The organism is Nodosilinea sp. FACHB-131 (assembly GCF_014695395.1).
Classification (GTDB): Bacteria; Cyanobacteriota; Cyanobacteriia; order Phormidesmidales; family Phormidesmidaceae; genus Nodosilinea.
The window spans coordinates 1-24,097 of the sequence record NZ_JACJOF010000003.1; the positions used below are offsets into that span (position 1 = coordinate 1).

Sequence of the window (24,097 nt, forward strand, 5' to 3'; positions counted from 1 at the left end):
AGTTACATTGAGCGATTCAACAATACTCTCAGACAGCGGGTTTCACGCTTTGTCAGACGCAGCTTAGCCTTCTCTAAAAGTCTGCGCAATCACATTGGCTTGCTGTGGAATTTTATTCACCACTACAACGCATCATTACCTCTCTAGTACTACCGGCCCAGGCATAGGGACATGGGCACCGAGGTTGGAGTCGAGCCAAGCCACCGTGCAAGATTGTGCAGCATCCACTTTGATAGCGCTCGTCAAATTAAGAAGATGACACCTTGGGCTAAGGCATTAGGCTGAAAGCTAGTGCTTCGTCTTTGATCAATTAACTGGCGCTGCACCTCAAAGTTTTCCCGTACTCTCCTCAGCTGACCTTCTAAAGCGGGGATAATTCTTAACCCGCTAGGATCGGCGGTAGTTCGTAAACGCTCAATGCGTTCCTCTAAATCCTGAGTTTTTCGGGCCGCAAAGGATTCCGCACTTTGTAGCTGTACATCACAACGGTTAGTGTTATCGGTTGCAAAGTCATCAGCCTCTCGCCAGAAAGCCTCTTCCAAAGCCGCTTTACAAGCTTGTAGATTAATCACTACTTGATTTAAGTCCTCAATTAAGTTGCCAACGTTCACCTGAGGCTGTCCCTTTTGTACCGCCTGCATCACCACTCGTTCTGACACTGTTTCTGAGAAAACTTCACTATCGCTATAGCGAGCCAGACGATAGGCAATACGGCTTTCCGTTTTCAGTCCAGTGAAGACCCAACGTTGGGCAACAAAGGTGTACAGCCCTGGAGGTAGTTGAGCTTGCGTAGCCTCTAGACGAAGAGCTGAGACGGGATAGAATTTATCCTGCTCAGATTCGTAGCGATGGCGAATCCACCGAATAAGTGAGTGGGTAGGTTCCAGCAACTCGTAGCCTCTACCCATAGCACTGGACAACTTGGGATCAAAAAAGCAGGTCACCTGGTGGCTTTGAAGGCGGGTAGGTGTAGCGCTCTGGTTACCATGCAAGAAAGTTTTAAACTCAATTCGAGCTTCACTAGACAGGGCAATATCAAATAAGTTTTCACCTTGCGAACGACGGTGAATAGTAGTGCCGGGATAGTAGCGTTGAAAGTAGTCCGCCACAAAGGTTTCTAGTTCTTGAGGTTGTAGCCATCGACCCTTATCTTTACTGTCTTGAATAGACTGAATAATATGATCTGAGAAAGCCAAAAAATTAACAGCATTATCTGTTAAGTCATCATGAATTTTACGCTGATTTAAGATAGCATCAATAGTTTGCTGAATACGTTTATCCATTTCCTGCTGAGTAAGCTCTTGCTGAAAGAAGTCGACTAGCAACTTCTCCGTCATAGGGCCGAGAATTTCTTCGAGTTCACCAATGCTTTGTCTAAAAATATCAATGCGTTCATAGAGACGCTTTAGAATCCGTTCTTCAACCGTACCGCGAAGACTGAAGTTAGCAATTACAATGCTGTTGGCCTGTTGTCCGAGTCGATCTAAACGGCCAATGCGTTGCTCTACTCGCATTGGGTTCCAGGGTAGGTCGTAGTTGATAATGTAGCGGCAGTGCTGAAGGTCAATCCCTTCACTACCAACTTCAGAAGAAAGCAATACTAAAGGACCATTAGGATCGCGGAAGCGGTTAACTGTGTCCCACTTGGCATCGCCCATACCACCCATAATGGCGCAGCTCTCAATTCCATCCTGCAAGAGCCGCTCTAGGAGATAATGCAGCGTCCCTCTAAAATAAGCAAAAATTACGAACTTTGCTGAGGGATCCTCTTGACGAACCTCTCTCAAGAACTTAATTAGCTCTTTATACTTACTGTCGTTTCGAGCTAGCTCTTCTAGGTCATCATCAGTTAAATTGAGATCTACTGGGGTATTTATTGCATCATCTGCATCATTCCAATCAGCTATTCCTATCCCCAGATCTTCCCAAAGGCATTCCTCATCAACATTAGCTAATTCCTCTAGCACTCCACTTTTACGCCAGCCTCTAAAAGCGGCTACCATACAACTCGCCATCTGACGTTGACGAGTAATAAGCTTGAAGAGAGCCGCGCCTTTTTTCCCTCTGCACTGGCGGCGAATCTGTTGAGATACAGTTTGGTAAAAATCCCACTCTAAATCAGAAAACTCTACCCCTAATGTCCTGGCCTTACGAATCACTCGATTAGGTAAAACGTCTGTTTTTCGGCTGCGAGATATATATTGACCCAAGAGAGAGATTTTTTCTAGTTTATAGCCAAGCTCAATACGAGCACTATCTTCTAGCAGTTCTGAACTAAGGCATTTATGAATATCGTGGAGTATAGAGTTATCAGAAAAGTAGTGCGATTGTAGTGCTGTTGCCACCTCTTGTTGTGCTGCTGAAATATTAGTGGGAGTTGTCCAAAGATGGCGGATTGCGCGAAAAATAGGACGATTTGCTTCTGAGAGAGCGTTATACACAAACTCATTGTAGAAGGTGTCTTGATCAACCAATCGCAATAAATTGAACAAATCTTGGCTTTTAGTTTGAATTGGCGTGGCAGTCAAAAGTACAAAGTGCCGAGAAGCATCTCGAAGAAGGCGACCTAAACGGTGGCTAGCAGTTGTGGGATTTCTTAAGTAATGAGCTTCGTCTACAATCACTAGATCAAATAAGCCTAGAGTTTCGCTAGCAGGATTCTGATCAAGGAGCCGAGCAAGTTGGAAATTAGGAGAGTTATTTTCAGGGTTATCCCAGTCAGAGCCCCCCCCCAGTCCTTGGCGAGTGCCTTCTAAACTAATTATGTAGACAAAGGGTTGAGATACTCCGCGTTCTAGCCGAGCTAGTAAGCTTTTAGTATCGACGATATCCGCTTGAATATTGAAGCGCTGGTGGAGATCATCTTGCCACTTTTGGCGCAGCATAGCCGGGCAAATGATCAATAGCCGTCGGGCCTCTTCCCTTACTTGGAGTTCTTTCCAGATGTACATTGACTCAATGGTTTTGCCCAAACCTACCTCATCTGCAATGAGTAAACGTCCCTGGCTTGAGTTGAGGAACTTAAGAATAGGCTTGAACTGATGGGCATAAAATTCTGTTTGACTAGTCTCCATGCTATAAAAAACATTTGTAAGCTGACCCTTGATTTTTTCCAGAGTTAGAATTCGTCGTAAGTCTTCAGGCCCCCCAAAGCGACCTTGACAAATTAGGCTTTGAAAATCATTTTCATTTTGGTTGCCACAAGGTTCTAGCAAAGACTTTGGGTAATAGGTGCGTTCGGAAGAAGAAAATTCTATCTGAACCATCATTCGACTTCCCGCCTTCCGCGAATTTCCAGTCGTCACTCCTTGCTTGCTAGGGTTACTCTTCAGCCGAACAGATTGTCCTGATTGTTCATGATTCCAAGATGATTCACTCATAATATTGATAAAAATGGTACTGATAGCCGGACTCAAAAACTATAGAAGATCGGAATTTCTAACAAAAATCTTTCATGTCTGAGTGATTGTTCAGCTCTGGCCGAGGCGGCGGCTTTGGAAAATCAGTATCGTCAGGAAAATCGAACTCGGGAAACTGCCCTTCTGCAATACTAAGCCCATAAGCAATTGAAAATCGATTAAATGCTGAGGTGTCTAAATTTTGCAAGTCAAGATCTTCGGGCTCAGGGACATTGTCAGTTTTATATGGAGGTAGATCTGGGATGCTTCGCTGATGACCAAAATCGGTATATGTTGACTCAACCCCATGTCTAAAGAAGCTAATTTGACTGCCGCCACCACCCAAAAAAACTTTCAGGATAGAACCGATTTCACTTTTCCAAAGATGAGGGCATGCTGAGCGATAGCGATTAAAGCCTGTGACGATGACACTCGCAACAATTCGCTGAAAATATTTACGAGTCTGACTCTTCAGGATATTTTTCTGATTAGCATTGTCGGAACTAAGATTCCAAGATAATAAAGCATCTCGAACAGCTTTCGAATCAAGTGCTAGCTCATCCTGTAGCTGTTGCGATAAGGTAGCAACCCCTAATGACCGAACAAAACCAGAGTAGAAGGAAATCCTATCTTCTCCATTGTCTCGATAGAACCGAAAGGAAGCACCTTCAGTTGTACCTTCGCCCACATCAGAGAAGACAAAGAAACCTTCCCGAGATCCCACTGCCCGAATATGTGCCCACACGGCTGCGGCAATCTCTGGCTTAGCAAAACAGTCTAAATCGGGATGTTGCTCAACCCATACTCTCACATGGTTCATGCACTGGTTCAGTTGGGGTAGAGTCACCATATCGCCACCCCGCACCATAGGCGTAAAGCTCAGAGCCCAGGCCAACTTGAGCACACGCTCAAAGCGATCAATCGCAGGCCCATGCCAGTACTCTACTGGGGCACCGACTTTTAACACCCAGCCTACTTTCCGCTTTTTGAAAAGGTCGGGCTGGGTTGTCTGAATCCAGTTTCGACTGCGGGCAATCAAGCGACCAAGAAAATAAGCTGAGAGGTTCTCAATAGTTTCTGAACTATCGAGCGCATCTACAGATGGTGGCCAGTGGGGATTATCTTGAGGTAGGTCTAAGTAGGCTAGCCGCATTTTAATGAAGCCTATGGTAGTGGTGATCGGCCATTGGCTGGCTTCCCACTCATTGGAGGTCAGCCCAGTAAGAATTTCCCCTCGATCTAAAATTGCGATTTGGCTGGAAACTAGAGCTTGTTCTAAGTTAACTGACCCATTGTCAAAAGTAACTATGCTCGTCTGATTAGAATCACTATTGCGGAAGCAAACTTTAGTGTATCGAGTGCCAAAATCAATACCGAGATCAATAAATAAGTCGGCATCATCACCATTGGGTATTTCTGGTGTGCAGCGCAAACAAATTCCAGCATCGTCTATGCTGACAGGTGAGAATGTGGAGTAAGCACCTATCTCAATGTTAGGTATGGAAGAAGCTATGGGATCAGTTCGAGTAGTAGGCGATTTTACCTTTGCTTTGGCAAATGTTTCTACAGGTGTTGCTGGCGGTGCTGTAGTAGAGGACGACTGCTGAGAGTCAGCAGTTTTTGATTTCGATGCTGCGGACTTTGATTGTTTGCTTTTGCTTGATGTTGAAGATGATGATGCGCTGCGTGATAGATCGAATAAACTGCTTATAAAATTCCAGAAATTCATAACCACCTTGCCCAAATGAAACTGTTGTGCATAGTCAGTCAGGACAGAAAAGAGACTAAAAACGCAGTTGGAGTTGCAGGGTCCACTGAAATTGCCTCCAAATACAGAACAAGACGTTACATTCCTTGTAGATGACCCAAGGTATCGGGCTTGACGTTTACAAGAGGTATTTTATTTAACAACATAGGAATTCAAGTTCCGGATCTAGCATTCCCTTTTTACGTCTTGCCTTTAATGAACAAAACTATATTCATCATTCGAGTTTATGGTGCTGCTAGGTTACAGAACTGTGACCAAGAGTATTAGTTGCGGACTTATTTGCTACAGCCGAATCCGTTCAATCTCATTGAGCGAGATCTTGTCTGCTCGCCGGTCATATAGCGCGATCGTGCGAATATCCTCATGCGCCGCGATCTTCTGGAAATCATTGCGGCTACCGTCGTTGCGTAAGAAGTTCGTAATGCCGCTCGCGCGAAATGTATGGTTACACGCCTCAGAGCCAACGCTTGCGGCCAGCGCCCGGCGCTTCACCATCGCCCAAGATTCTTATCGTTGAAGGGCAACACCAAGTGAGCGCGCAAGATCGACCAGGGGCTGTCTGAGAAAGGGGGCATCCTTTTGTTCCCAGAGATTCCCCTCATCGAGATAGCGATCAAGGTACTCCTCGGCGGTATGGTGTCTGGCTATTGGTTGGGTCTTGATCAATCGTCTCCATCACACTGAGGTAACTGTTAAAAACCTCTAGCGGGTTTCTGGGGCTTTCTGTGGCAGCTCTTACCCTACTTTTAGCATTTCTTCAAATAGGGGGTCTCCCCAGAGCAGTAGTTGTAGAGAGGGTGTTTCCTCAAATACCTTTGGCTGGAAAGTTACTCGGTAGGTTTGCCCCTGGTAACCCAGTTGCCACACGCCTTGATCGGCCTGGGTAAAGTGAATCCCTTTTGCATTGAGGAGGGTGGACTGGGTGAACGTTGCCTCTACAACCTCCGGAGTAATGGCGGTAGGAGGCAGTGATCGCTGAATCTCTTGCAGGTCAGCCTCTACATCGCGTTTTACCATGTCATCAAGGGCTGGCTGCTGGGGCGGAGTCGATAGGACCTTGTCAAACTCCGAGAGCAGCACGTCTTCTTCTTCGGCATCGACGCTCATAGTGGCCCGTTCGATGAAGGTGGGCACCTGGGCCAGAATGGGCTGGAGGGTGCCGACTACAGATTCAAAGGCCCCAATGCGATCGCGCAATTTCTTATACACCTTCGCTTCCACCGTACCGTCGTAGCAGAAGTTGTGGATGGTGACGGTGGGGTAACGCTGGCCAATCCGGTCTATGCGGCCAATGCGCTGCTCCACCCGCATAGGGTTCCAGGGCAGGTCGTAGTTAAATAGCACCCCGCAGGTTTGCAGGTTTAGGCCCTCGCTGGCAGATTCGGTACAGAGCAGAATCTTGATTTCGCCATCGCGGAACCGGGTTTTGATGAGTTCTTTTGGCACGATCGCCCACTGGTCCTCGCGCCACAGTTCACCGCCGCGCCCCGAGTAGCAGGCCACCTGGTTGCCGTAGAGTTCCCGCAATTGCTCCCGCAGAAAGTCCATGGTGTCGGTGTACTGGGTAAAGGCGATCGCGCTTTCCCGGTTCACCAGCTCCTGCCGCAGGGTGGCGATGAAGTGAGCCAGCTTGGTGTCTTCCCCAGTGTTCTCAAACTGCCGCAGCAGGGCTTCTAGGTGCTCGATCTCTCGGGGGTCTACGGGCTCCATGTAGCCCTCCAGCCCTTCGATCACCGCATCGTCGGCATCGTCGAGGTCAGCCAGATCATCGGCGGTGAGGCTGCTGCCCTGCTGGGTGAGGAGGGAACCGAGCCGCCGCTGAAGCGATTGCTGAATGGCATAGAAGGAGCTGGTCAACCGCTTGCGGTAGAGGGTCATCAAGAAGCCCAGGGCTTTGCGCTGTTCTTTTTGGGCCAGACGGTAGAAGTGGCGCACGTAGTCGCTCACCTGGCGGTAGAGGTCGGCTTCGCGAGTGGGTTCGAGGGTAATGGCGTTGTCGCACACCTCGCGGCGGGGCACGTCTTTTTCCAGCAGGCCGAGGCGGTAGTACTCCCGCAGGGTGTCCCGCGTATGGCGGAACATCATGTCTTTGAGCGGAGTGTTGGTCAACAGGAATTGCAGGGAGGCAGCGAGAAAGGCCTCATCTTGCAGGAAGAGGCGATCGTTGATGGTTATTTTCAGCCGCCCCCGCCAAGCATCTTCCACTCGGCTGGCCAGCATCCGGTCTTGCTGACTGAGGTGCTGCTGGAGCCGGGGGCAGGGCTGGCCGCCACGGGCAAAGTAGTCGGCAGACATCGTTTGCCAAAAATTCAGCAGGTGGCGGTCGGGCTTGCTGTCTAGCGACGCAAAGTAGTCGCAGAAGGTATCGCCGTAGGCCCAATGGCCCTCTAACCCCAGCACATGCAGTAGGTCAAAGACTTCGATGGGGTCAATTTGCATCGGTGTAGCCGAGAGCAAAATCAGCGCTTTGGTTTTGTCGCGCAGTTGCTCCAGCAGTTGCAGCAGGCGGTTGGGGGTATCTTTGCGGGCCTGGGGCGACTTACGGCGGGCATGGTGAGCCTCATCAAGAATGACTAGATCCCAGGGTTCGGCATCGAGCAGTTCTTGCATCCGCTCGCGGCGGCGTACTAGGTGGCTAGAGGCGAGGATCAGGTTTTGGCTATTCCAGGGGTTGCCGGTGGGTTGGGTGGTGTGGCCGTAGGAATCTTTGAACTCGCCCTGGGTGTAGCTCCAGAAGTGGAGGTTGAACTTTTCGCGCAGTTCTTCGTGCCACTGGGGTTGGACGCTGGCGGGGGCCAGCACCAGGACGCGCTTGACCTTTTGGGATACCAGCAGGTAGCGGAGGATTAGCCCGGTCTCGATGGTTTTGCCCAGGCCCACTTCATCAGCGATTAGGAAGCTGCGGGGGAACTCGGCGGCGGCACGTTTGAGGATTTTGATCTGGTGGGGCCAGGGTTGGATGGGGATGGAGCTGAGGCAGGCGCTGAGGCAGCCGGGGTCTTGGTAAATGTTGGCGATCGCTCGAAACATCTCCCGTTCTTTCTCCAGGGCGGCCTCATCGATCTGGGCCTCTGGCTCTTCTTCCTGAACGGGCTCTGGGTTAGGTATGTCTAACTGCTCGCGCTCCTGTCGGGTGAGGGGGCGCTGGTTGAATTCGTCGTCGGTTGTCCAAACTGGCTTTTGGGGTGGGGCGTAGCGGATCAGCTTGCGCTTGACGGCTTCGGGCACCTCAAACACACGCACGCTGGAGATTTGGTTGTGCCAGTGCTGCTCGAAGCGCAGTGTTTCTTCCTGTACACGGGCTAGGTCGCGATCGCCCTCCCAGGAGCAGAAGACGTGGAACGATTCGACGTTGAAGTTCCAGCCACCGCTGGATTCGTTGTTGGAGCCGGTGGTGGCGATCTGGTTGCCGTCGGCGTCAGTGAAGAGGCAGACTTTCTCGTGGTAGATATAGTGGGTGTTGATGGCCTCGTCGGGGTCGAGGGGTTGCCCGTCGTGGCGCAGGGGAATGGCGATGCGGATGTCGAGGCGATCGCTCTGAATTAGCCAGCTGAGGATTTCGAGGCGTTTGAGCTGGGCAAAGTTGGTGGGTGGGGTGAGGTTGGCGTCGAGACGGGCGGCGACGGCATCGCGGAGGGTGTAGCCCTGCTGGATGGCTTGGAGGTCGGTTTTGCTGAGGTGGCAGCTCATGATCAGGCGAATGCGGCCCTCGTTTTGGAGGAAGGCCCCCAGTCCCCCGGCGACCTGGCTGAGGATGGCGCTGTTGAAGAAGCCAGATTTGCGATCGTACTGGGTGGAGCGTTCGAGGGCGGGGATGTAGAAGTCGGCGACGGGATTGCTAGTGTCGCTGGCGTAGCTGATTTTCCAGTTGTAGGTCTTCAGAGGCTGCGACATGGTTTCACTGAAGTTTAAGTAATCACAATGCTACGAATCCCTGGACTCCATCTGGATACCAAGGTGTTTACAAATCGCCGCTGTCGGGTCTGAGTTCGCTTCCACCAAGGCAACTAACTGTTGAAAGGCTTCTAGCTTTGCTTGTCTCTTTTCATCAAAACTTTTAGCAATTTCCTCAATCTCTTTCTCACTAGGTTTATTAGGATACTCGTAGAAAACCACCTTCTCGGGAGCACTGGTTAATCTGGTCTGACGTTGCGTAAAAGCTTCGTACAATTTGTCCGTAACTGAAGTTAGGGACTGTCCCATTTTGTGAACAATTTGAAGCATCAGCCCTGGCTTAGATGCTTGCTCAAATTGGGTGAATTCGGAAAAATCAGAATTTTGATAGGGCGTAAAGCAGGCGATCCTACGAATTCCTTTAACTAAAACCTTGATAAATCCACGTTCAATTAGCTCATAGAAGATCATCATGAGAGATGATTTTTCAGGGAAATCCAGTAATGGTGAAAGTGAACTGATAGGTTTTCCACCCTGTATAGCTAATGGCGAGGACAGGCAAGCATTCTGAATTTCTTCAAGTTTTGGGAAGCTAGATTTGAGCATATCCTGGCGAACACTAATATTTTTCTCTGAGTACAGCAGATGCCCAAAAGCAGGATATCCATCTCGTCCAGCCCGGCCAACCTCCTGGTAATACTGTTCAATCGACTCGGGAATGAGATAGTGAATAACGACTCGGATGTCGGGAATATCGATACCCATACCAAAAGCATTTGTCGAAAAAATGATATCCGTTTGTCCTGTTTCAAACGACTTCAATACCTCGTCCTTACGGTTGTCAGGCAAGTCAGCATCAAAATAATCGCAGTTCCACCCTTCTTCCTGATATTCCTGAGCAAATGCTCTCGTGCCATATTTGCCTGATTTACGATGGGTATAGACGATAATTTTGTTGGGATTTCCCTCTTGATTTAGTCTGTAATTCTGTAAAATTTCTTTGAGCCGAATTTTCTTGGCCGCTTCATCTGCAAGCGTTTCAACGGTAAGCTGTAGGTTGTCGCGAAGCAAGGAAGGACTTTCAATAATATCTTTAGGATCAATACGAAAATCTCTACAGATTTCTTCGCGATCACGAGGGTTGAGAGTTGCGGTCAAGGCTATAACTTTAGGCCAGCCGAAGGAACCAAAGGCGCGATCAAGGAACTGAGGCACTACTTTATATGCTGGACGAAAGCTATGTCCCCACTGGGAGACACAATGAGCTTCATCCAAAACAATGAGCCCAACATAGTCACGATTTTGCTTCAGCAGATATTCGATGTAGCCATCGAACGCAGCTTTCTCGGGTGACATAAAGATAAATTTTCCACCTTCTGAAAAATCAATATCTCGCAGGAGGTTATACAGGTCTTGATTACCTTTACCACTTAAGCATATCGCGTCAATTCCTTGTTCCTTGACGAGCCTGTCTACCTGCTGATCCATCAATGCGATAAGCGGTGAGATTACAATGGTAATTTTGTTCAATGTCAGCCCAGCCACTTGGAAAATGAGAGATTTACCTCCCCCTGTTGGCATCAGGCACATTGTGCTCTGGCTGGCAATAACTTTGTCTATAGCTTGAGCTTGAATATCCCTAAATTCATAGCCAGGAAAATATTTCTCAAGAATTTCTTGTTTTTTGCACATTAGAAATAACTTGCTGGGTACTGTGGATTACTACTTCTTGTCAGCGTTTGTATATCTTCTTTGTGATGACGGGAAATTCCCTCAAGGAATGTGTTGACGTAGACATATCGATAGTGTGGGTTAAGAGGCGCTCCTTGCTTTTCACAGTACGAAGCAATTTTGCAATAGAGCTTCATAGCATATGCTGTAAATAATCCGTAAGGATACCAATAGTTTTGATCGACTTTATAAACTCCCTCTTTCCCATTAGCTTTATCATTTACCATTATGAACTCGGAGGTTTTAGTCGGCAAACGGAAATGAGATCGATCAGTTAGAAAATACATCCCAAACAAATCCAGCTTTCCTCTTTTTGGGAAGATATTTGGAAAGAGATGATAAATAGTAATTGCCTTGATGCCCATGCCAATGACGCCTACAATTCCATAGTTTTCATCTTCTATCTTATCAAAGCCAAACTCTTCTGCTCTTTGATACTGAGAATACTCGGATTCGTTAAATGAGGCCGCATAATCATTGCTAAACTGAATGAGATTGTTGAATATTTCTAGCAACTCAACAGAGGACGAAGTAGCATAGGCAATTTGCCATTCTTTTAATTCTTCAGCTTTAGCATAAAAAGAATGTGTAATAACCGGACATTCTCTGGTCAAATATCCCTTGAAAGCATTTTCATCGAACATAAACCCTTCAAGATTTTCTTCGTCAAACGCATTGCAGTACTTTTCAGATTCTTTTCTGTACTCTTCGATACGCTTGGAGAATAATGCCCGAATAGCTTTGCCTTTGTCTGGGGTAGCTTCAGTTTTATTCCACGCTGCGGCCAAATCATCAGGAGTTGTGGCATCTTTTGCTGTCCTTAAAACCATTTCGAAATAGCTATTGAAGTTCTTGTCAATTAGCTCTTCCACCTTGACTATATGTTCTGACCTGTGAATAAGTTCAAACTCTCGGGCTTTGTCGATTGCTTCTGAGCGATACATTATGAACATTCCTTATGCCATTCGGCATTTAATAGTTTCCCGATATTTTTCTTGTTGGAAAGAAGCTTCGTTCCTGGCTGAATTGCTTCTAAGGAAATTTTAATATTTTCATCTGTGCAACCTTCTAAAAAAAGATGAAGTTCATCCTTAGCTCTCGAGCACCCTACATATAGTCTTTGTAGGAAGTCTAGGGCGGCTAACTCTGAAAGGCAAAGATCCACGATAAAGATAACTCGGGCTTCTAAACCTTTGAATTTGCGAACTGTCGTAAAGCAGATTTTACCTTTTTCAAGAGACTTGACTAATGGAACAGATTGGATAGATCCCAAATGCGAAAGCAGGGAATTTTCCGTAGTAGTCATCGTGAGAATGGCGATTTCCTCTGGTTTCACGGCATCTTGGCTTAATAATTCTCCAATAATTTGCTTAATGCGCTTAGCGACCTCTGCTGGACTATTGCAATCATGAAGTTTAGTGGGTGATCCTTTAATCAATTCACCGGGTTTACCAGGAGAAAGGTTGGCAAAGCGGTAGGCTGTTCTTGAAATTTGTAGAGTGTTTCGACAATTTTTGGTCAATACCAAGCGACAATCGGCGTTTGCAACCCAGTTAGGAAGAGTATCTCGATAAATAAGCTGCTTTTTGTCGTAGAAGATATACTTGCAACCTTCGGTTCGTTCTGTTAGCCACTCTAGCCACTCGTCTGAGAAATCTTGCCCCTCATCAATAATGAGATGCTGATAAGGCCAAAACTCCGTGAAGTTGGAGAGATATTCCAAAAACTTGTCAGCCATCAAGCTAAAAGTTGGAGCATCACCAACAAATTTTCTGGCAACACTATGGAATGTATGAAAATCTACACCCGGTAGATCATGCTCTTGTTTTAGGAAGTTTCGGAGGGCGCTATTGTAACAGAGGAATAGGACGCTTTCACTAAACTCTGAGAGCCTACGAGCTTTTTCCAGGGCTACAACGGTCTTACCTGTGCCAGCCGCACCGCTAATGACCGCAACTTCTTGCTCATCTAGAAAATCGATGATGCTGGCCTGCTGACGAGTCATCTGAATGAATTGCTGAGCCCGCTTGTCAAAGCCAGCTTTGAGTGAGGGAATGACCTTGAAGGTAGGAGCCAAAATGCTAAGAACCCTCTCCTGACCTCGCTGAGACAGATGGTGGCCAAATTTCTGTCCCCAGTAATCAAAGGCTGTCGAGATGGCTACCTCTGGAGAGTTAAGTGACTCCTCATCTAGAACAATATCTGTATGTAGGTTAAGCGGTAGGGCCTGTTTGGTAAAAGTCCCTGACGGAAACCATACAGCAGTGCCTATTAGGCAATTTTCAGTGTGTGAGAGTGAGTTTTTGAAGAGCGGCAGGAGCTCAAATTTCGTACTAGAGGCCTGTTGCTCTGGGTCTTTCATGAGCTTTTCGACCCCTGTTGCCCGATTAGTCTGATACCAGCTACCAGCCTCAAATCGGATTAGTCCAGACTTGACCTCAATAATGAGCAGCCCACGCTGGGGGTCAAAGATCGCAAAATCGGCTTCTCCCTGGGGCTTCTTCCGACCATATTTGGGATTGCTAAGCCACCTTAGGGAATGGAAGACGTAGCATCTGTCATCTAGCCGCCTGAGGGCGTTGAAAACGTCTAGCTCACCCTGGCTGTTGTTGAAATCAGCAGGGGCTTCTGGAACCATTACAGCCATAGGAAATATGCTTGCGTACCCTGTATTACCTTATAAATGCCCCAAACCATTGATGTACCAACATTTTCTCGTTATAGGACAGCAATAATATTCCTTGAGAAATTAAAAACCTAGATTCAGCGATTGTTGCCCCCCTTCAAACGCTAGCTCTGGCTGCACGTAGAGCACCTTGGCCTGAATCTCATCCATGGCCAGCCGCAGGTCGGCTAGGGATTTCTCTTCCACCATGCGTTTGCGTTCGTCACCGATGTGGGGGATTGCCTTAAGGGCCACTTCCCAGGCGCGCATGAAGAGGTCGTTGCTGAGCAGGCCGGTGGTTTTGAGGAAGCGGCGGACGGGATCGATGCTTTGTTCTTCGAGGTAGAGGGCGATGATGGCGTGGAGGCCATCGACCAGGGCGGCGGCGGTGAACTCATCGGGGTTGGTGGAGAAGGCGCGTTTTTTGAGTCGCTGCTGGGGGGTGAGCAGTTTGCAGGTGCCGCTGGCGGAGTCGATCAGCTTGTGGGTTTTAGCGAGGTCGCTGACGTTGAAGCCACCGACGGCGAGGGCGAGCTGTCGCGCTTCATCGAAGGGGAACTCGCGGGCGCGGAAGGCATCCCAGGCGAGGATGTACCACTGGGTGAGGGGGTCGAACCCGGCCGTGTCGGTTTCGAGCAGTTTGCGAAAGCGGTAGTTGGCGATCGCCTTACGAGCTTCCCCAAAGGCGACCTCGGGGCGCATTTCGACGCCGGAGCTGTCGAGCACGGGCCAGGCGCGGCTAAAAACGTTGAGGGCGGGGCCAAAGGCGCTGAGGTAGAGGTCGATGCCGCCGATGTCGTTGGCTTCAAATTCGGGGGCGCGTTGCTCGACGAGGTTGGCGAGTTCGGGGCGCAGGTCATCCCACCAGGCGGAACCGGCATTGGGGTCGCGCTTGCGGCAGACGAGGAGGACGGTGCTGGAGACGGAGTTTTTCTGGGCCTGGTGCAGGTTTTGCGGGTTCTCGGTGCTGACGGCCCAACTGGCGGTGATTTCAAAGCCTGCGTCGATAAGGGATTTGGCGAGCACGTCCCAGGCACCGGAGTCTTTGTGGTTGAACTGGACGGTCATGACGCCGTCGTCGCGGAGGACGCGGAAGTATTCGGCAAAGGCGAGGGCCATTTTGGCTTCGTAGTCGCGGTTGGCGAGTTTTTCTGGGCTTTCACCCATGTCACGGAAACGTCCGGGATTAGAAATAGCCTCTCTATCTTTATCCGTCAGTTCAGCAATAAAAATATCTGGGAATATGTCTGACAAATTTGTCCGCTGCCACACATAAAAAAAGTCTGATATTTCCCCATACCGGACTGCATCATAGTAAGGAGGATCGGTGACTATAGAATCTACAGAACAATCAGGAAGATGAATGAGATTATCGGCTGAAGCAGAAGAGATATGAATCGATTTTGGATCGTGGCTTTCGCCACTTAAAAGGCCAATTGAATTAGATTCGATTCCACAATATGAGCACAGAGAATGATAGTCAGAAGCAAAAACGTCCGCGCACAATCGCCATAGTAATCCTGTTCCTGCTGTTTCAGGGTAGTTCCATGCCAAGTTAAGAGAATGTTGTGTTGAAGCTCTCTTAAATCCTGCTCTTGACGAGTCCCATAGAGACATCCGACAGTTTGTATCAGCACAACGGTCAAATACTAATGCGAGATAGGTTGCGATCGCCTCAACTATATCTGCCTCATACTGATTGTAGAGTTTTGACTTTAGATCCCGAATAGCTGAAGCATATGTAACTAAAGTTAAGAGCTGCCTGGGATTAAATAAATCACGCCAATGATGTATCCCATATAGATACATGTCCGGCCCACGATGAGTATTAGAAGGAATTTCTTGGGCTGGCAGTATTTCTGCCTCCCATTTAGATTGATGAATCTGTAGATGTTTTTGAGCTTTATCAATGCTTTGTAAATCAGTTTCATTAGGTATTCTAAAATCAAGGCTACCTTTAAGCCTTCTGAAGGCCACTGCGTAAGCTTGGTGATTTAACCCTGATTGCCTAGCCTGTTTTTTGATGACGTCGTCTTCAAGGACACTTCTACAATTCAAACATTTCCCAACGCCGCGACTAATTGTGTTGTAATCATTCGGATCAAAATCTCCTTCAGGTGTCTGAATCGTCGTCCCCTTTCCCTTTCGCCCCTTCACCAGCTCAAAATCTACTCGCTTTTCTGCCAGATTTGGAATTGGCTTCACCGCGTACCAATCACTCGTAACTTTTCTGGCCTGCCCTGCCCCGGCATAGTTACTCGTCTTACTCAACCACCAATTCGGGCTCAACGGCACCACCGACTCACAACTCGGGCACACCACCGTATGCGCCCACAAATAGTTCTGAACCGTCTCCCCCTCCTGCGACGGAAAAAACTCCGCTAACCGCTTCTCCGCCTCATCGCCAACCCACTTCACCCACTTATCAATCTCATGCTGCAAATCTGGCCCAAACTTTAGCGGGTACTCCATCGCCGCCTTCATCGTCACCACCGCCACCGGGTTCAGATCGCTCGCCAGCACATTCAGCCCATACCGCACCGCCTCAAACGGAATGCTGCCACCCCCCGCAAACGCATCCAGCACCGTCGGCGTGCGCGTGCCCCAGGTCTGCTCACATAGGTCATGCACCTGCTTAATCCGCTCCGGGCTGGGCGGCGTCTTATACAGCTTCGTCGTGCTATCCGAGTGCCCATCCACCCGACGGTTTAGCCCCAGCAGATACTCAAACTCCTCCATCGTCACCGAATCCGGCAGCAGCGAGCCCAACACACTCGCCCGACTAAACGACAGCGGCTTCCGCGAATACCATCGATGCAGCCCCTTAAATGGGTTGCCCCCATGCTCGTAATACACCTGCCTATTCAGCAGCGTCACCGGAAAAATCTTCTCGATGAACACAGCAGGGCGAGTAGGTTTAGTCATACAGCTTGTTTAGGGGCGAGGCGTCAGCAGCGGGCTTGGCTTTTCAGTATAGTTACACCTTCACTTGCAAAATGCCCCTTCAGCAAAGGTTCAAGAGCTTTCACAAATGACAACTCAACAAAATGATATACAGCCTTGTCAATATAGTTCACGTGTACTAAGCTGAAAGCCGTTCCGCATTTTTCCTACGAACTCCTAGCTGTATTTCCCTGCTGTCCCACTTTGTGGTGTAGACCACGAAAGCTGGGATGGTTAGCATGCGCCTAGATAAAGTAGTTTTGCCCCTAGCTTCTTGGTCTGGAGGCAGATTTACATACGTCTTAGCTCAGCATATTTTCTCCACTGGGGTCAGCCATGGGATTTCAGCCAGTTCCAAGTCAGGAAGGAACAGCCCAAAGCCTTGCTCGTAAGGCTTTAGCACTGTTGAAAGTTGTTGAGAACAAAGTAACCATGGATGAACCTCGCCTTACGGCCCAGGCCAACCAAGCTAAACAGTCTGTAGAAACGCTGGTCTCTGCACTTGAAGACAGCCAAAAGTTGGCGGTTGCTAATTATGAAGCAGAACTAGCTCGGGTAGAACAGGAAGTTGCTCAGGAAGATTTTGGCCAATACAGAAAAAGGTAGCTTTACTTTAAGCTGCATCTAATCTCTCAACTAGTATGGTGAGGTATTTTCTGACGACCTTTTTCTGAGCTTCGTCGGCTAAGCCAAAAGCCTCTATTTTGTGATCACGAATATGCTTGATAACATCCAAATAGAGCTTTCTGTCCAATGCGTTTTGAGTGATGCGGTCTTCGGGCATGGACATATCGTATTCGATACTACTCTTTAGCCAAACCCTCAAATACTTAAAAATGTCGCCAATAAAGGGGTTTCGGGCGTCTAAGTCATATAACGCTAAAGCCTTAAGGCGAGCTTCGCTCAGCTGATCGAGTACATCGTCAGCAGCTTCCACAGCAAGAGCTTTCAGATCTTCCTCATGCTGCTCCAAATGCTGTGCAATACCTCGACGAAAGTCAATCTGCTCAGCAATTCCGTAGCTTTGACTCAGTAACCGATCGGCTCTATCAGCCAAGATAGGCGGAATGGAGTCATTTATGAAAGCAGGACCAAGTTCGGTAGCCCTCAGCCTCTGGTGTATGCCAAGTTGGTTACTTTGCCTGAGTATGGCCTCTTGATTAGCCAAAGCTAAAGTTATTACATTGTTCATGAGCTGCAAGCCGATTTCGTCACCCGTCTTCTCACTTTTCTCTAGTTCAGCTTGCTTCTTGTCATGTATTTGAAAGGCGAGGGGCAAGAAGAAACTAGCCCCGCTTAGGAGAAGACCAATTCCTTCGAGAAGCTTTCCTTCAGCATTGAGCAACATCAGGTAAGGTAAGGCAAAACCAAAAAACGCTAATGTGCTGATCAGCACAAAAATTAGAGTGTAATTAAGTGAAGACTGTGGAGGAACCCTGCTGACTCTTTCCATCTTCCGTTTAGCCGTTACTGTAGATCACCGACTTCCTTAGCAATTGCCTCCAGTAGCCTGTGATCCTGAAGGGTTGCTTTCCGCAGGCGCTTGAGCATCTCGGTCGCAGTATTCTTGCTTACCCCTATCTCTTGCGCCAGTTTTCGCACACTAATGCTACCTGAAGACGCCTGAACAAGCAAAATCGTCCTAAACCACTTCTGTAAATCTACATGAGTCTGATGGAATACCGTCCCAACCGTAACGCTATATGACGTAAAACAGTCATTACAGTGGTGCCGCAGCCCCTTTTCTATCGGCGAAGCCCTTTTAGAACCACAGTATGGGCACAGCGGCTCCCCTCGCCATCTGATTTGTTCTAGCAGCTCGATGCACTCCCAACGGCTCAAATTCATACGGTAAGGTCAAATACCCTGAGCCTTACTGTCAAACAGAGAGTGCGTTAATCTCACAAGTTCATAACCCTACAGGGTAGATGTCATTTCTACTTCACCTTTCAGGTTCGTCGTTGCCCAATCCGTATGATTGCTTGCTCTATGTTTATGAGTGGGTTCCGCCTGTCACAGATTCCTACTTTCAGGCTTGTATTGAATTCACTTAGAAAATTCACACCTGCTTAGCAGGTGCTTATTCAAAATTTATACGCCCTGTGCTTTTAAGGAATAAAGACTATCCACAGATAGCTTCCACCATCACAGGGAAAGGTTGCTCTATGGTCGCTTATCCTCGCCTCTGCCGTAGCTGTAGTCAGCCAATACTCATCTCTGAGCTCTCACCCGGTAATTGGCAGCCATGGAATTTTGAAGGCGGTAGGCACCATTGCGGTAGTCGTCAGACCAGCAGTAATACCAGTGTTCAGATCGATTTGTCTAAAGCCGAAACTTACCTAACGCGCTGCCAATGGTGTCGTGATCACGTTTACTACCACACGAACGGCAATGGAGACTGCGTATACTTCGATATCCTAGGCTACCCGTGGCAGGTACATGGGTGCTGGCAGCGCTACTGGCAAAATGCCAAGCAACGTCGCCAAGCACTGGCACTGTTCCGTAGCCGCAGTAAGCAAGATCAGCAGAAGTTAGTGATTCTATTGGGTATCTTGCATAGCCTCTGTAAAACCGAGAGTAGGAGCCTGCTATTCGATATATCAGAGGCACGAGTTTCAAGGGCCATGGGAATTACTAAAGCAGACCTAAAGCGCGATTATGGGCACCTCTACTCGTTAACAGTCTATGGCTGTATCAACATCACAGCCAATCTTATTCAGCCTAACAGCACTGAAGATCGTGCTGACAAAGCAGTCTCTCGCACCATAGACTGTCAATTTTGCGAAAAACATGTGTTAAATTGCAGTTTCATTTCTCACCTCGAACGTTACCATCATCAGGAAGTGGCACGCTTGGCAAAGCAGTTTGCGCGAGATTCGGGTGTCTCGCAGAAGCCTAGTAAATCAGGGGTAAAGCGTGTTTGCCCCTCTTGTGGCAAGGTGGTTGCAGCCAAGAATCTTAGCACCCATCTGAAACGTTTTTCTTGTATGGCCTCGCGGTTGTCCTCGTAGCTATGGCAGGCTTACATCTTGGCGGGTAATGTCGCCCTGGATCACCTAAATCCGTTATTTCTAATCGGGCTAGTTGGGTTCTTGATTTATCCAGTTCGATAAAAGTTCAACGATTTCTGAACGTCCTAAATGGTGAGCCAAATCCAATAAACTGCCATCGATTGATGGATTATGCTGGTGAGACGTACTAGCTCCATACCTGAGTAAAAGCTCGACGATACCCAGTTGGCATCTGCGGATTGCCATCACCAAGTTTGAATGGGTAGCTACGATGCGATTTGGATCGGCCCCCTGATCTAGCAGAATCTGGATAATTTGCAGCTGCTCCATCTCACCGCAGAAACTGATGACGGCATTGTAAAGCGGAGAAAAGGGCTGATCACCTGCTCTTTCAACGCACGCACCTTGTTTCAGGGCTGTTTGAACTGTGCTAACGTCGCCATCTTTAATAGCCTGATTAAGCTGCCGATCTAAATTACCCATCGAAAATATTAGCCTTTCAATACTGGGGACGGTTCAATGATGAACCACTCATGGTACAGAATAGCCAGGTAGAAGTCTTGATTGAGGAGGCGATCGCACACCGCCATATACCCACTCATAAACCAGTCATCGCCGTAAGTAGTGTCCTTCAAAAATAGCGTCAGGGAGTTACCGTCCGCGCTCCAGATAGTGCGGAGAATAGTGATGTTGTCATGGTGCGATCGCTCAACAGGCAGCTAAACAGCCCGCCCCTCAATCATCATAAATTCTGGGTCATACCACTCCAGAACAGAGACCCATTTCTCCGGCCCCTCGTGCTTCTCAATAACGCGATCCCATCGAACGGTCTTGATGAAAGCCAAGCACTCTGAGCTGAGATCAGAAAGTTGCATCAACTAATCTCCCAAGAGTACCCGCATCGCCTTTAGAGCTGGTCGCTTTTTACCATTACTCACCTTGCCAAACCAGTAATGCGCCTCCTCATTACTCATCGCCGCAATGCCCTCTGTCACGTTGGCAATCCGCTCCGGCTTCGACAACGGCTGCAACGCCTGGAATAGCAGCGCCAAATTCACCCCCGAGGCCTCGCTCAGCACGTAGGGGGCCTGCCGCTTGTAGCCCAGCGTCTTGGGGTCATAGTTATTCGCCTTTAGCGCTTGGTAAATCGCCTGCCGAGCCTGCACCAGCGGCTTACCCTTCAACCGCCCCACCCGCTTGGCCGCTGGGCGCTTCTTCTCCCCCGCCTTTTTGTAGGCACATTGGTACAGCTCCAGGGCAAAGTCATTGTTGCTCAGGGGTACAACTCGAAGCTGGAACTCTTGCATGGTGTCGTGAATCCCACAAACCGGGAAGAGACGTCAAGTCTAGTATTCTACTCTGACTCTTAGACTCATCCGCTCAACCGGGTTACGGCCCAATGCCTGCTGGAGCCCCTTTATTTCTGCCCCATTAGGGGGCAGAGGATTCTCCGGCTTTAGGCTCACCGTCAGCGTCAGGCTGGCCTGGGTCTCCGGCAGGTTCAGCATGCCATTCAGCGTGCTAAAGAAGCTCTGGAACCCGCGTACATCTCCCTGGTACTCTAGCCGCACAAACTGTTGCCCCGTTTGCACCGTCACAAACTGCTGAATCTCCACTGGGTAGCGGGCTAGCAGAGGCAGAGTCGTGCCCATCTTGCGGTAATCCGTTACGTCGCTCACTGAAAAGTCTAGGGCGGCGATCGCCTGCGGCTGATAATCCCTCAGCCAATCCGCCAAGTCGTTGAATATCTTGTTGGGGCTACCCTCAAAGTCCTTTTCAGTAGGTTTCTCTAACAACGGCAGGGTTCCATACCCCCCACCCCCTTCGCCGCCATTAGTCGACTTGGTACCCCCCGCTGGGTACAGCACTACCGTCTCTACCGTCTCGCCCATTTCTCCAGTACCGTAGTCAGCCACCACCTTAAACTGAGTCGTCTTGGCTATCTGCCCCTGGTACTCATCTGAGGGCAAAAACTGGTCACCCACCAAACTGCCATCCTGGTACAGGCTGACCTTCAACGCCTCTTTGGCTCGCCAGCGCACCTGCACCGTCCGCTCGCCGCCTCCGGCTAACAGCTGGGCACTCAACTCCACCACCTTCGGCTCGGGAGGCTTCAGCAGCCCTCGCCGATAAAGCTCTGCCCGGTCAGAAAACTCGATGGTGGTAGGTGTCCCCACCGCCGCCCCATCGGTTTTGATGTAGAGATGCTCTCCCACCTTGAGATCCCACTGGCCTTCGCTTAAGCCCTTACGGATCGTGTCCCGCAGCTTGGACACCTCCGCATCCAGCAGCATGTTCAGGGCCAAGTCCTTAGCAAACTGCTCTCGCAGTTGGCGCGTGGTCCAGTGGTCGAGCCCCGTGGGCCACACCTTCTGCAGCAGGTAGGCAGGGGCATAGGCGGCGGCATCTTCGCCGCGCACCTTGCCACAGTCCTTCAGCGCCTTGAGCACCACATCCTGCTGGTTGCGGTTGCCCTTGACGGTGCTGGCATCCTGGGCAGGCAAAGGGTAGTGCATCAACCCCTTGCCTGCTTTCACCGAGTCATTGGCCGGATAGAACAGGTGGCGGTAGGCGTTGGTCAAGGCCACTCGTACCGCTAAATCTAACTCCCCTTCCTTTTGTTTGATCTGATCCTGCTGGCTCTGGGAGAGGTCATCCATGCGGTTTTGGCTGCGCAGAATGGCCCGTACCGCCTTAAACTCGCGGGTGATGTCGATCGCTCGGTCTAGCTCCTGCTCGTTGGCCAGCAAAAACAGCAGCCGGTTGCGGAAGGTGCGAAACTTGCCTGACTCGCCCGTGTTGTTAAAAATTTGCTCAATCAGCGCTGGCGGGCCGTCGGTGGAGCTGCCGATCTTCGCCTCGTTGAAGTCGATGATGCACAGGGCAATGGTATTGGGGTCATCGTCCACATGGTGCGCACCCTCAGGGCCAGCCACCAGCTGAAAAAACTTGGTGGCAAAGATAGTGTCGCGCCGGATGCGAAGTTCCTCCTTCGCCTCGGTGACGCCGACCTGCTCTTTCTCCTCAGCAATGATCTTGTTAATCGAAGGTTCTTCTTTGAACCGCGCTACGGAAGTAATGGGGTCTACATCGAGATACCACGCCACACCGCTCAGCCGTTCTAGGGCGCGGTCGACAAAGCTAATGTCTACCCCTGGGGTCAGCAGCGACAGATTCAGCTCAGTGCGCCGAATGCCCGACGAAATGCCCTGGGTGAGGGAGTGCAGAAAAATCGTGCGCCCGATCCAGGTAGAAAACGGCGGCTTGCCCGCACTGATCCATTCCTGGTCCTGCAGCTGAGCGTGGGCTTCGCGACCCGTAGGGTTGTAAATATCAGCTCCAATCGGCATGCGCATCAGGGGCCGCTGGAGGCGTGAGGTCAGGTCGCTAGTGATCTCTTCCTCTAGCCCCACCGGCAGGTGGTGGGGGTGAATCATCGGCATGCGACTATCTGGGTGCTGCCATAGATAGCGCACCAGCCGGGCGAATAGGCGTAGGGCTCCCCGCGTGCGCTGAAACTCCGGAATAGAGGCAATCTTTTTAGTCAGCAGGTTAAACAGTTCGGGGTGGAAGGGGTAGCTGTTGGCGATCGCTCTAGCGTAGGTCGCATCTTTACAGCCGTCAGGCAGGTTTACTCGGCTAGCCCGAAATGCCTGTAGGTATTCCTCAGCTGCTTTCTCCGCCGCCTCGGCGCTGATACTGGCAAACAGCCGCTGGCGCACAATGTTGTAGACCTCGATATCCGTACTGGGGCTGAGTACCCGCTCCTGCCGAGCCGAGGCCCGAATTAGCTCCTGCTGAATCTCCGCCGTTTCCTTGGCAAATGTGTCGGACTCTGAGGCCAGGGAATAGACGAAGACTAGGTTGTTGCAGGAGGCCGCCTGATCCATCAGCGAAAACAAAAAGGCCACCACCTGCTCAGCTAGATTGCTCTGCCCAATGATTTTGGCCTTGGCAGCCCGCAGATGGCGAGCAATCTCATCCAGAATGATCAGCGTTGGTTCTTTGCCAATCAGGCGATCGAGCACCGACGTGCCAGGGCTAATGCGGTTTTCATCTGCGCCCCGCAGCAGTTGGTAGCCGTCAATGCCACCGATTTGGTAAGCAATTTCGCCCCACAGGGTGTAGGTGGTGATGCCCGTGTCTGGATGGTACACCCCCGCCTCTGGGTCTAAATCCCGTCCATCCACCGCCGCTACCTGGATAGGGCGATCTGGAATCAGCGAAATATCGTCCATAAAGCGGTTGAGTCCATCGATCTGTCGCCCCCGCTTGGCCATATGCCACAGAGCAATCTCATCGTGGGTTTTGCCGCCCCCAAAACTGGTCTCTAGCCGGATGACCGGGGAGCCGATCAACCGCCCGGTCAGCCGCCCAAAGACCTCGGTAATCAGGGTTTTCAAGCCATCGGTTGGAAACGTATTGGCCAGAAAAACCGCAGGCTGCTGGTAAATCTGAGGAGCCTTCCCCTCCACCACGGGCCTGAGCTTGGCTGCGAACAGGTCAAGGGAGAGGTCACCGGCACGAATCTCGTCTCTCGGGACACAGGTATCGAAGACGGATGACAGCATAGAACGTTCTCTTTAAGCGTTATGTTTAAAAATTAGAGAAGTTAAAGATGCGGGGTAGGGTGAAACCCTACTTATTACTTCTAAGGATTGCTTATGAAATCAGTCAGATGATCTGC

The 24,097-nt window shown here is 49.7% G+C and carries 15 protein-coding genes and 1 pseudogene; 2 read left to right on the top strand and 14 right to left on the bottom strand.

Annotation, left to right across the window (positions count from 1 at the left end; translation table 11 throughout):
* Window positions 1-147 (top strand): IS1 family transposase (locus H6F75_RS00140; RefSeq protein ID WP_242019556.1); only part of this gene is annotated, 147 nt, incomplete at its 5' end.
* A 95-nt stretch (window positions 148-242) separates the two neighbouring features.
* On the opposite strand, the gene H6F75_RS00145 is transcribed toward H6F75_RS00140, so the two are convergent.
* The 8 genes from H6F75_RS00145 to H6F75_RS00180 all read right to left on the bottom strand — a co-directional run bounded on the left by H6F75_RS00145 (window position 243) and on the right by H6F75_RS00180 (window position 16,381).
* Window positions 243-3,269, bottom strand: coding sequence for an SNF2-related protein (locus tag H6F75_RS00145; RefSeq protein WP_242019552.1), 3,027 nt, complete (start codon window positions 3,267-3,269; stop codon window positions 243-245).
* Between the two features lie 169 nt (window positions 3,270-3,438).
* Window positions 3,439-5,127 carry a hypothetical protein gene (locus H6F75_RS00150; RefSeq protein ID WP_190748034.1) on the bottom strand — a complete coding sequence of 563 codons (1,689 nt, stop codon included), beginning with the start codon at window positions 5,125-5,127 and terminating at the stop codon, window positions 3,439-3,441.
* A 321-nt stretch (window positions 5,128-5,448) separates the two neighbouring features.
* Window positions 5,449-5,661: a hypothetical protein gene (locus tag H6F75_RS00155; RefSeq protein WP_190748036.1), complete on the bottom strand. Its 213-nt coding sequence runs from the start codon at window positions 5,659-5,661 to the stop codon at window positions 5,449-5,451.
* Window positions 5,662-5,901: 240 nt separating this feature from the next.
* Window positions 5,902-9,060, bottom strand: coding sequence for a helicase-related protein (locus tag H6F75_RS00160; protein ID WP_190748038.1), 3,159 nt, complete (start codon window positions 9,058-9,060; stop codon window positions 5,902-5,904).
* Between the two features lie 30 nt (window positions 9,061-9,090).
* A complete protein-coding gene (locus H6F75_RS00165) occupies window positions 9,091-10,752 on the bottom strand; it encodes a RecQ family ATP-dependent DNA helicase (RefSeq protein WP_190748040.1) in 1,662 nt (553 codons plus the stop codon).
* Window positions 10,752-11,735: a hypothetical protein gene (locus H6F75_RS00170; RefSeq protein ID WP_190748042.1), complete on the bottom strand. Its 984-nt coding sequence runs from the start codon at window positions 11,733-11,735 to the stop codon at window positions 10,752-10,754. Before H6F75_RS00170 ends, H6F75_RS00165 begins: the two co-directional genes overlap by 1 nt.
* A complete protein-coding gene (locus H6F75_RS00175) occupies window positions 11,735-13,438 on the bottom strand; it encodes an NERD domain-containing protein/DEAD/DEAH box helicase (RefSeq protein ID WP_190748044.1) in 1,704 nt (567 codons plus the stop codon). Before H6F75_RS00175 ends, H6F75_RS00170 begins: the two co-directional genes overlap by 1 nt.
* 102 nt (window positions 13,439-13,540) lie before the next feature.
* Window positions 13,541-16,381, bottom strand: coding sequence for a DUF1156 domain-containing protein (locus tag H6F75_RS00180; RefSeq protein WP_190748046.1), 2,841 nt, complete (start codon window positions 16,379-16,381; stop codon window positions 13,541-13,543).
* 354 nt (window positions 16,382-16,735) lie between these two features.
* On the opposite strand from H6F75_RS00180, the gene H6F75_RS00185 reads away from it, so the two are divergent.
* Window positions 16,736-17,005, top strand: coding sequence for a hypothetical protein (locus H6F75_RS00185; protein ID WP_190748048.1), 270 nt, complete (start codon window positions 16,736-16,738; stop codon window positions 17,003-17,005).
* Window positions 17,006-17,012: 7 nt separating this feature from the next.
* Here the strand turns inward: H6F75_RS00185 and H6F75_RS00190 are convergent, their stop codons facing one another.
* From H6F75_RS00190 to H6F75_RS00215, 6 genes and pseudogenes are all read right to left on the bottom strand, one after another.
* Window positions 17,013-17,795 carry a hypothetical protein gene (locus H6F75_RS00190; protein WP_190748050.1) on the bottom strand — a complete coding sequence of 261 codons (783 nt, stop codon included), beginning with the start codon at window positions 17,793-17,795 and terminating at the stop codon, window positions 17,013-17,015.
* A 71-nt stretch (window positions 17,796-17,866) separates the two neighbouring features.
* The gene (locus H6F75_RS28685) at window positions 17,867-18,247 is read right to left on the bottom strand and encodes a transposase (RefSeq protein ID WP_190748052.1); all 381 of its coding nucleotides are present in this window, start codon (window positions 18,245-18,247) and stop codon (window positions 17,867-17,869) included.
* Window positions 18,248-19,479: 1,232 nt separating this feature from the next.
* Window positions 19,480-19,893, bottom strand: coding sequence for a hypothetical protein (locus H6F75_RS00200; RefSeq protein WP_190748054.1), 414 nt, complete (start codon window positions 19,891-19,893; stop codon window positions 19,480-19,482).
* Between the two features lie 8 nt (window positions 19,894-19,901).
* Window positions 19,902-20,285: pseudogene (locus H6F75_RS28690) on the bottom strand (hypothetical protein).
* Window positions 20,286-20,288: 3 nt separating this feature from the next.
* Window positions 20,289-20,717: a hypothetical protein gene (locus H6F75_RS00210; protein ID WP_190748056.1), complete on the bottom strand. Its 429-nt coding sequence runs from the start codon at window positions 20,715-20,717 to the stop codon at window positions 20,289-20,291.
* A 39-nt stretch (window positions 20,718-20,756) separates the two neighbouring features.
* Entirely contained in the window at window positions 20,757-23,981 is a 3,225-nt protein-coding gene (locus H6F75_RS00215) for a DUF499 domain-containing protein (RefSeq protein WP_190748058.1), read from the bottom strand.
* Between the last annotated feature and the right edge of the window lie 116 nt (window positions 23,982-24,097).

Bases quoted from the DNA above. Each gene is read 5' to 3' on its own strand.
- H6F75_RS00145 (WP_242019552.1), bottom strand. From the start codon at position 3,269: ATGATGGTTCAGATAGAATTTTCTTCTTCCGAACGCACCTATTACCCA.
- H6F75_RS00150 (WP_190748034.1), bottom strand. From the start codon at position 5,127: ATGAATTTCTGGAATTTTATAAGCAGTTTATTCGATCTATCACGCAGC.
- H6F75_RS00155 (WP_190748036.1), bottom strand. From the start codon at position 5,661: ATGGTGAAGCGCCGGGCGCTGGCCGCAAGCGTTGGCTCTGAGGCGTGT.
- H6F75_RS00160 (WP_190748038.1), bottom strand. From the start codon at position 9,060: ATGTCGCAGCCTCTGAAGACCTACAACTGGAAAATCAGCTACGCCAGC.
- H6F75_RS00165 (WP_190748040.1), bottom strand. From the start codon at position 10,752: ATGTGCAAAAAACAAGAAATTCTTGAGAAATATTTTCCTGGCTATGAA.
- H6F75_RS00170 (WP_190748042.1), bottom strand. From the start codon at position 11,735: ATGTATCGCTCAGAAGCAATCGACAAAGCCCGAGAGTTTGAACTTATT.
- H6F75_RS00175 (WP_190748044.1), bottom strand. From the start codon at position 13,438: ATGGCTGTAATGGTTCCAGAAGCCCCTGCTGATTTCAACAACAGCCAG.
- H6F75_RS00180 (WP_190748046.1), bottom strand. From the start codon at position 16,381: ATGACTAAACCTACTCGCCCTGCTGTGTTCATCGAGAAGATTTTTCCG.
- H6F75_RS00185 (WP_190748048.1), top strand. From the start codon at position 16,736: ATGGGATTTCAGCCAGTTCCAAGTCAGGAAGGAACAGCCCAAAGCCTT.
- H6F75_RS28685 (WP_190748052.1), bottom strand. From the start codon at position 18,247: ATGAATTTGAGCCGTTGGGAGTGCATCGAGCTGCTAGAACAAATCAGA.
- H6F75_RS00200 (WP_190748054.1), bottom strand. From the start codon at position 19,893: ATGGGTAATTTAGATCGGCAGCTTAATCAGGCTATTAAAGATGGCGAC.
- H6F75_RS00210 (WP_190748056.1), bottom strand. From the start codon at position 20,717: ATGCAAGAGTTCCAGCTTCGAGTTGTACCCCTGAGCAACAATGACTTT.
- H6F75_RS00215 (WP_190748058.1), bottom strand. From the start codon at position 23,981: ATGCTGTCATCCGTCTTCGATACCTGTGTCCCGAGAGACGAGATTCGT.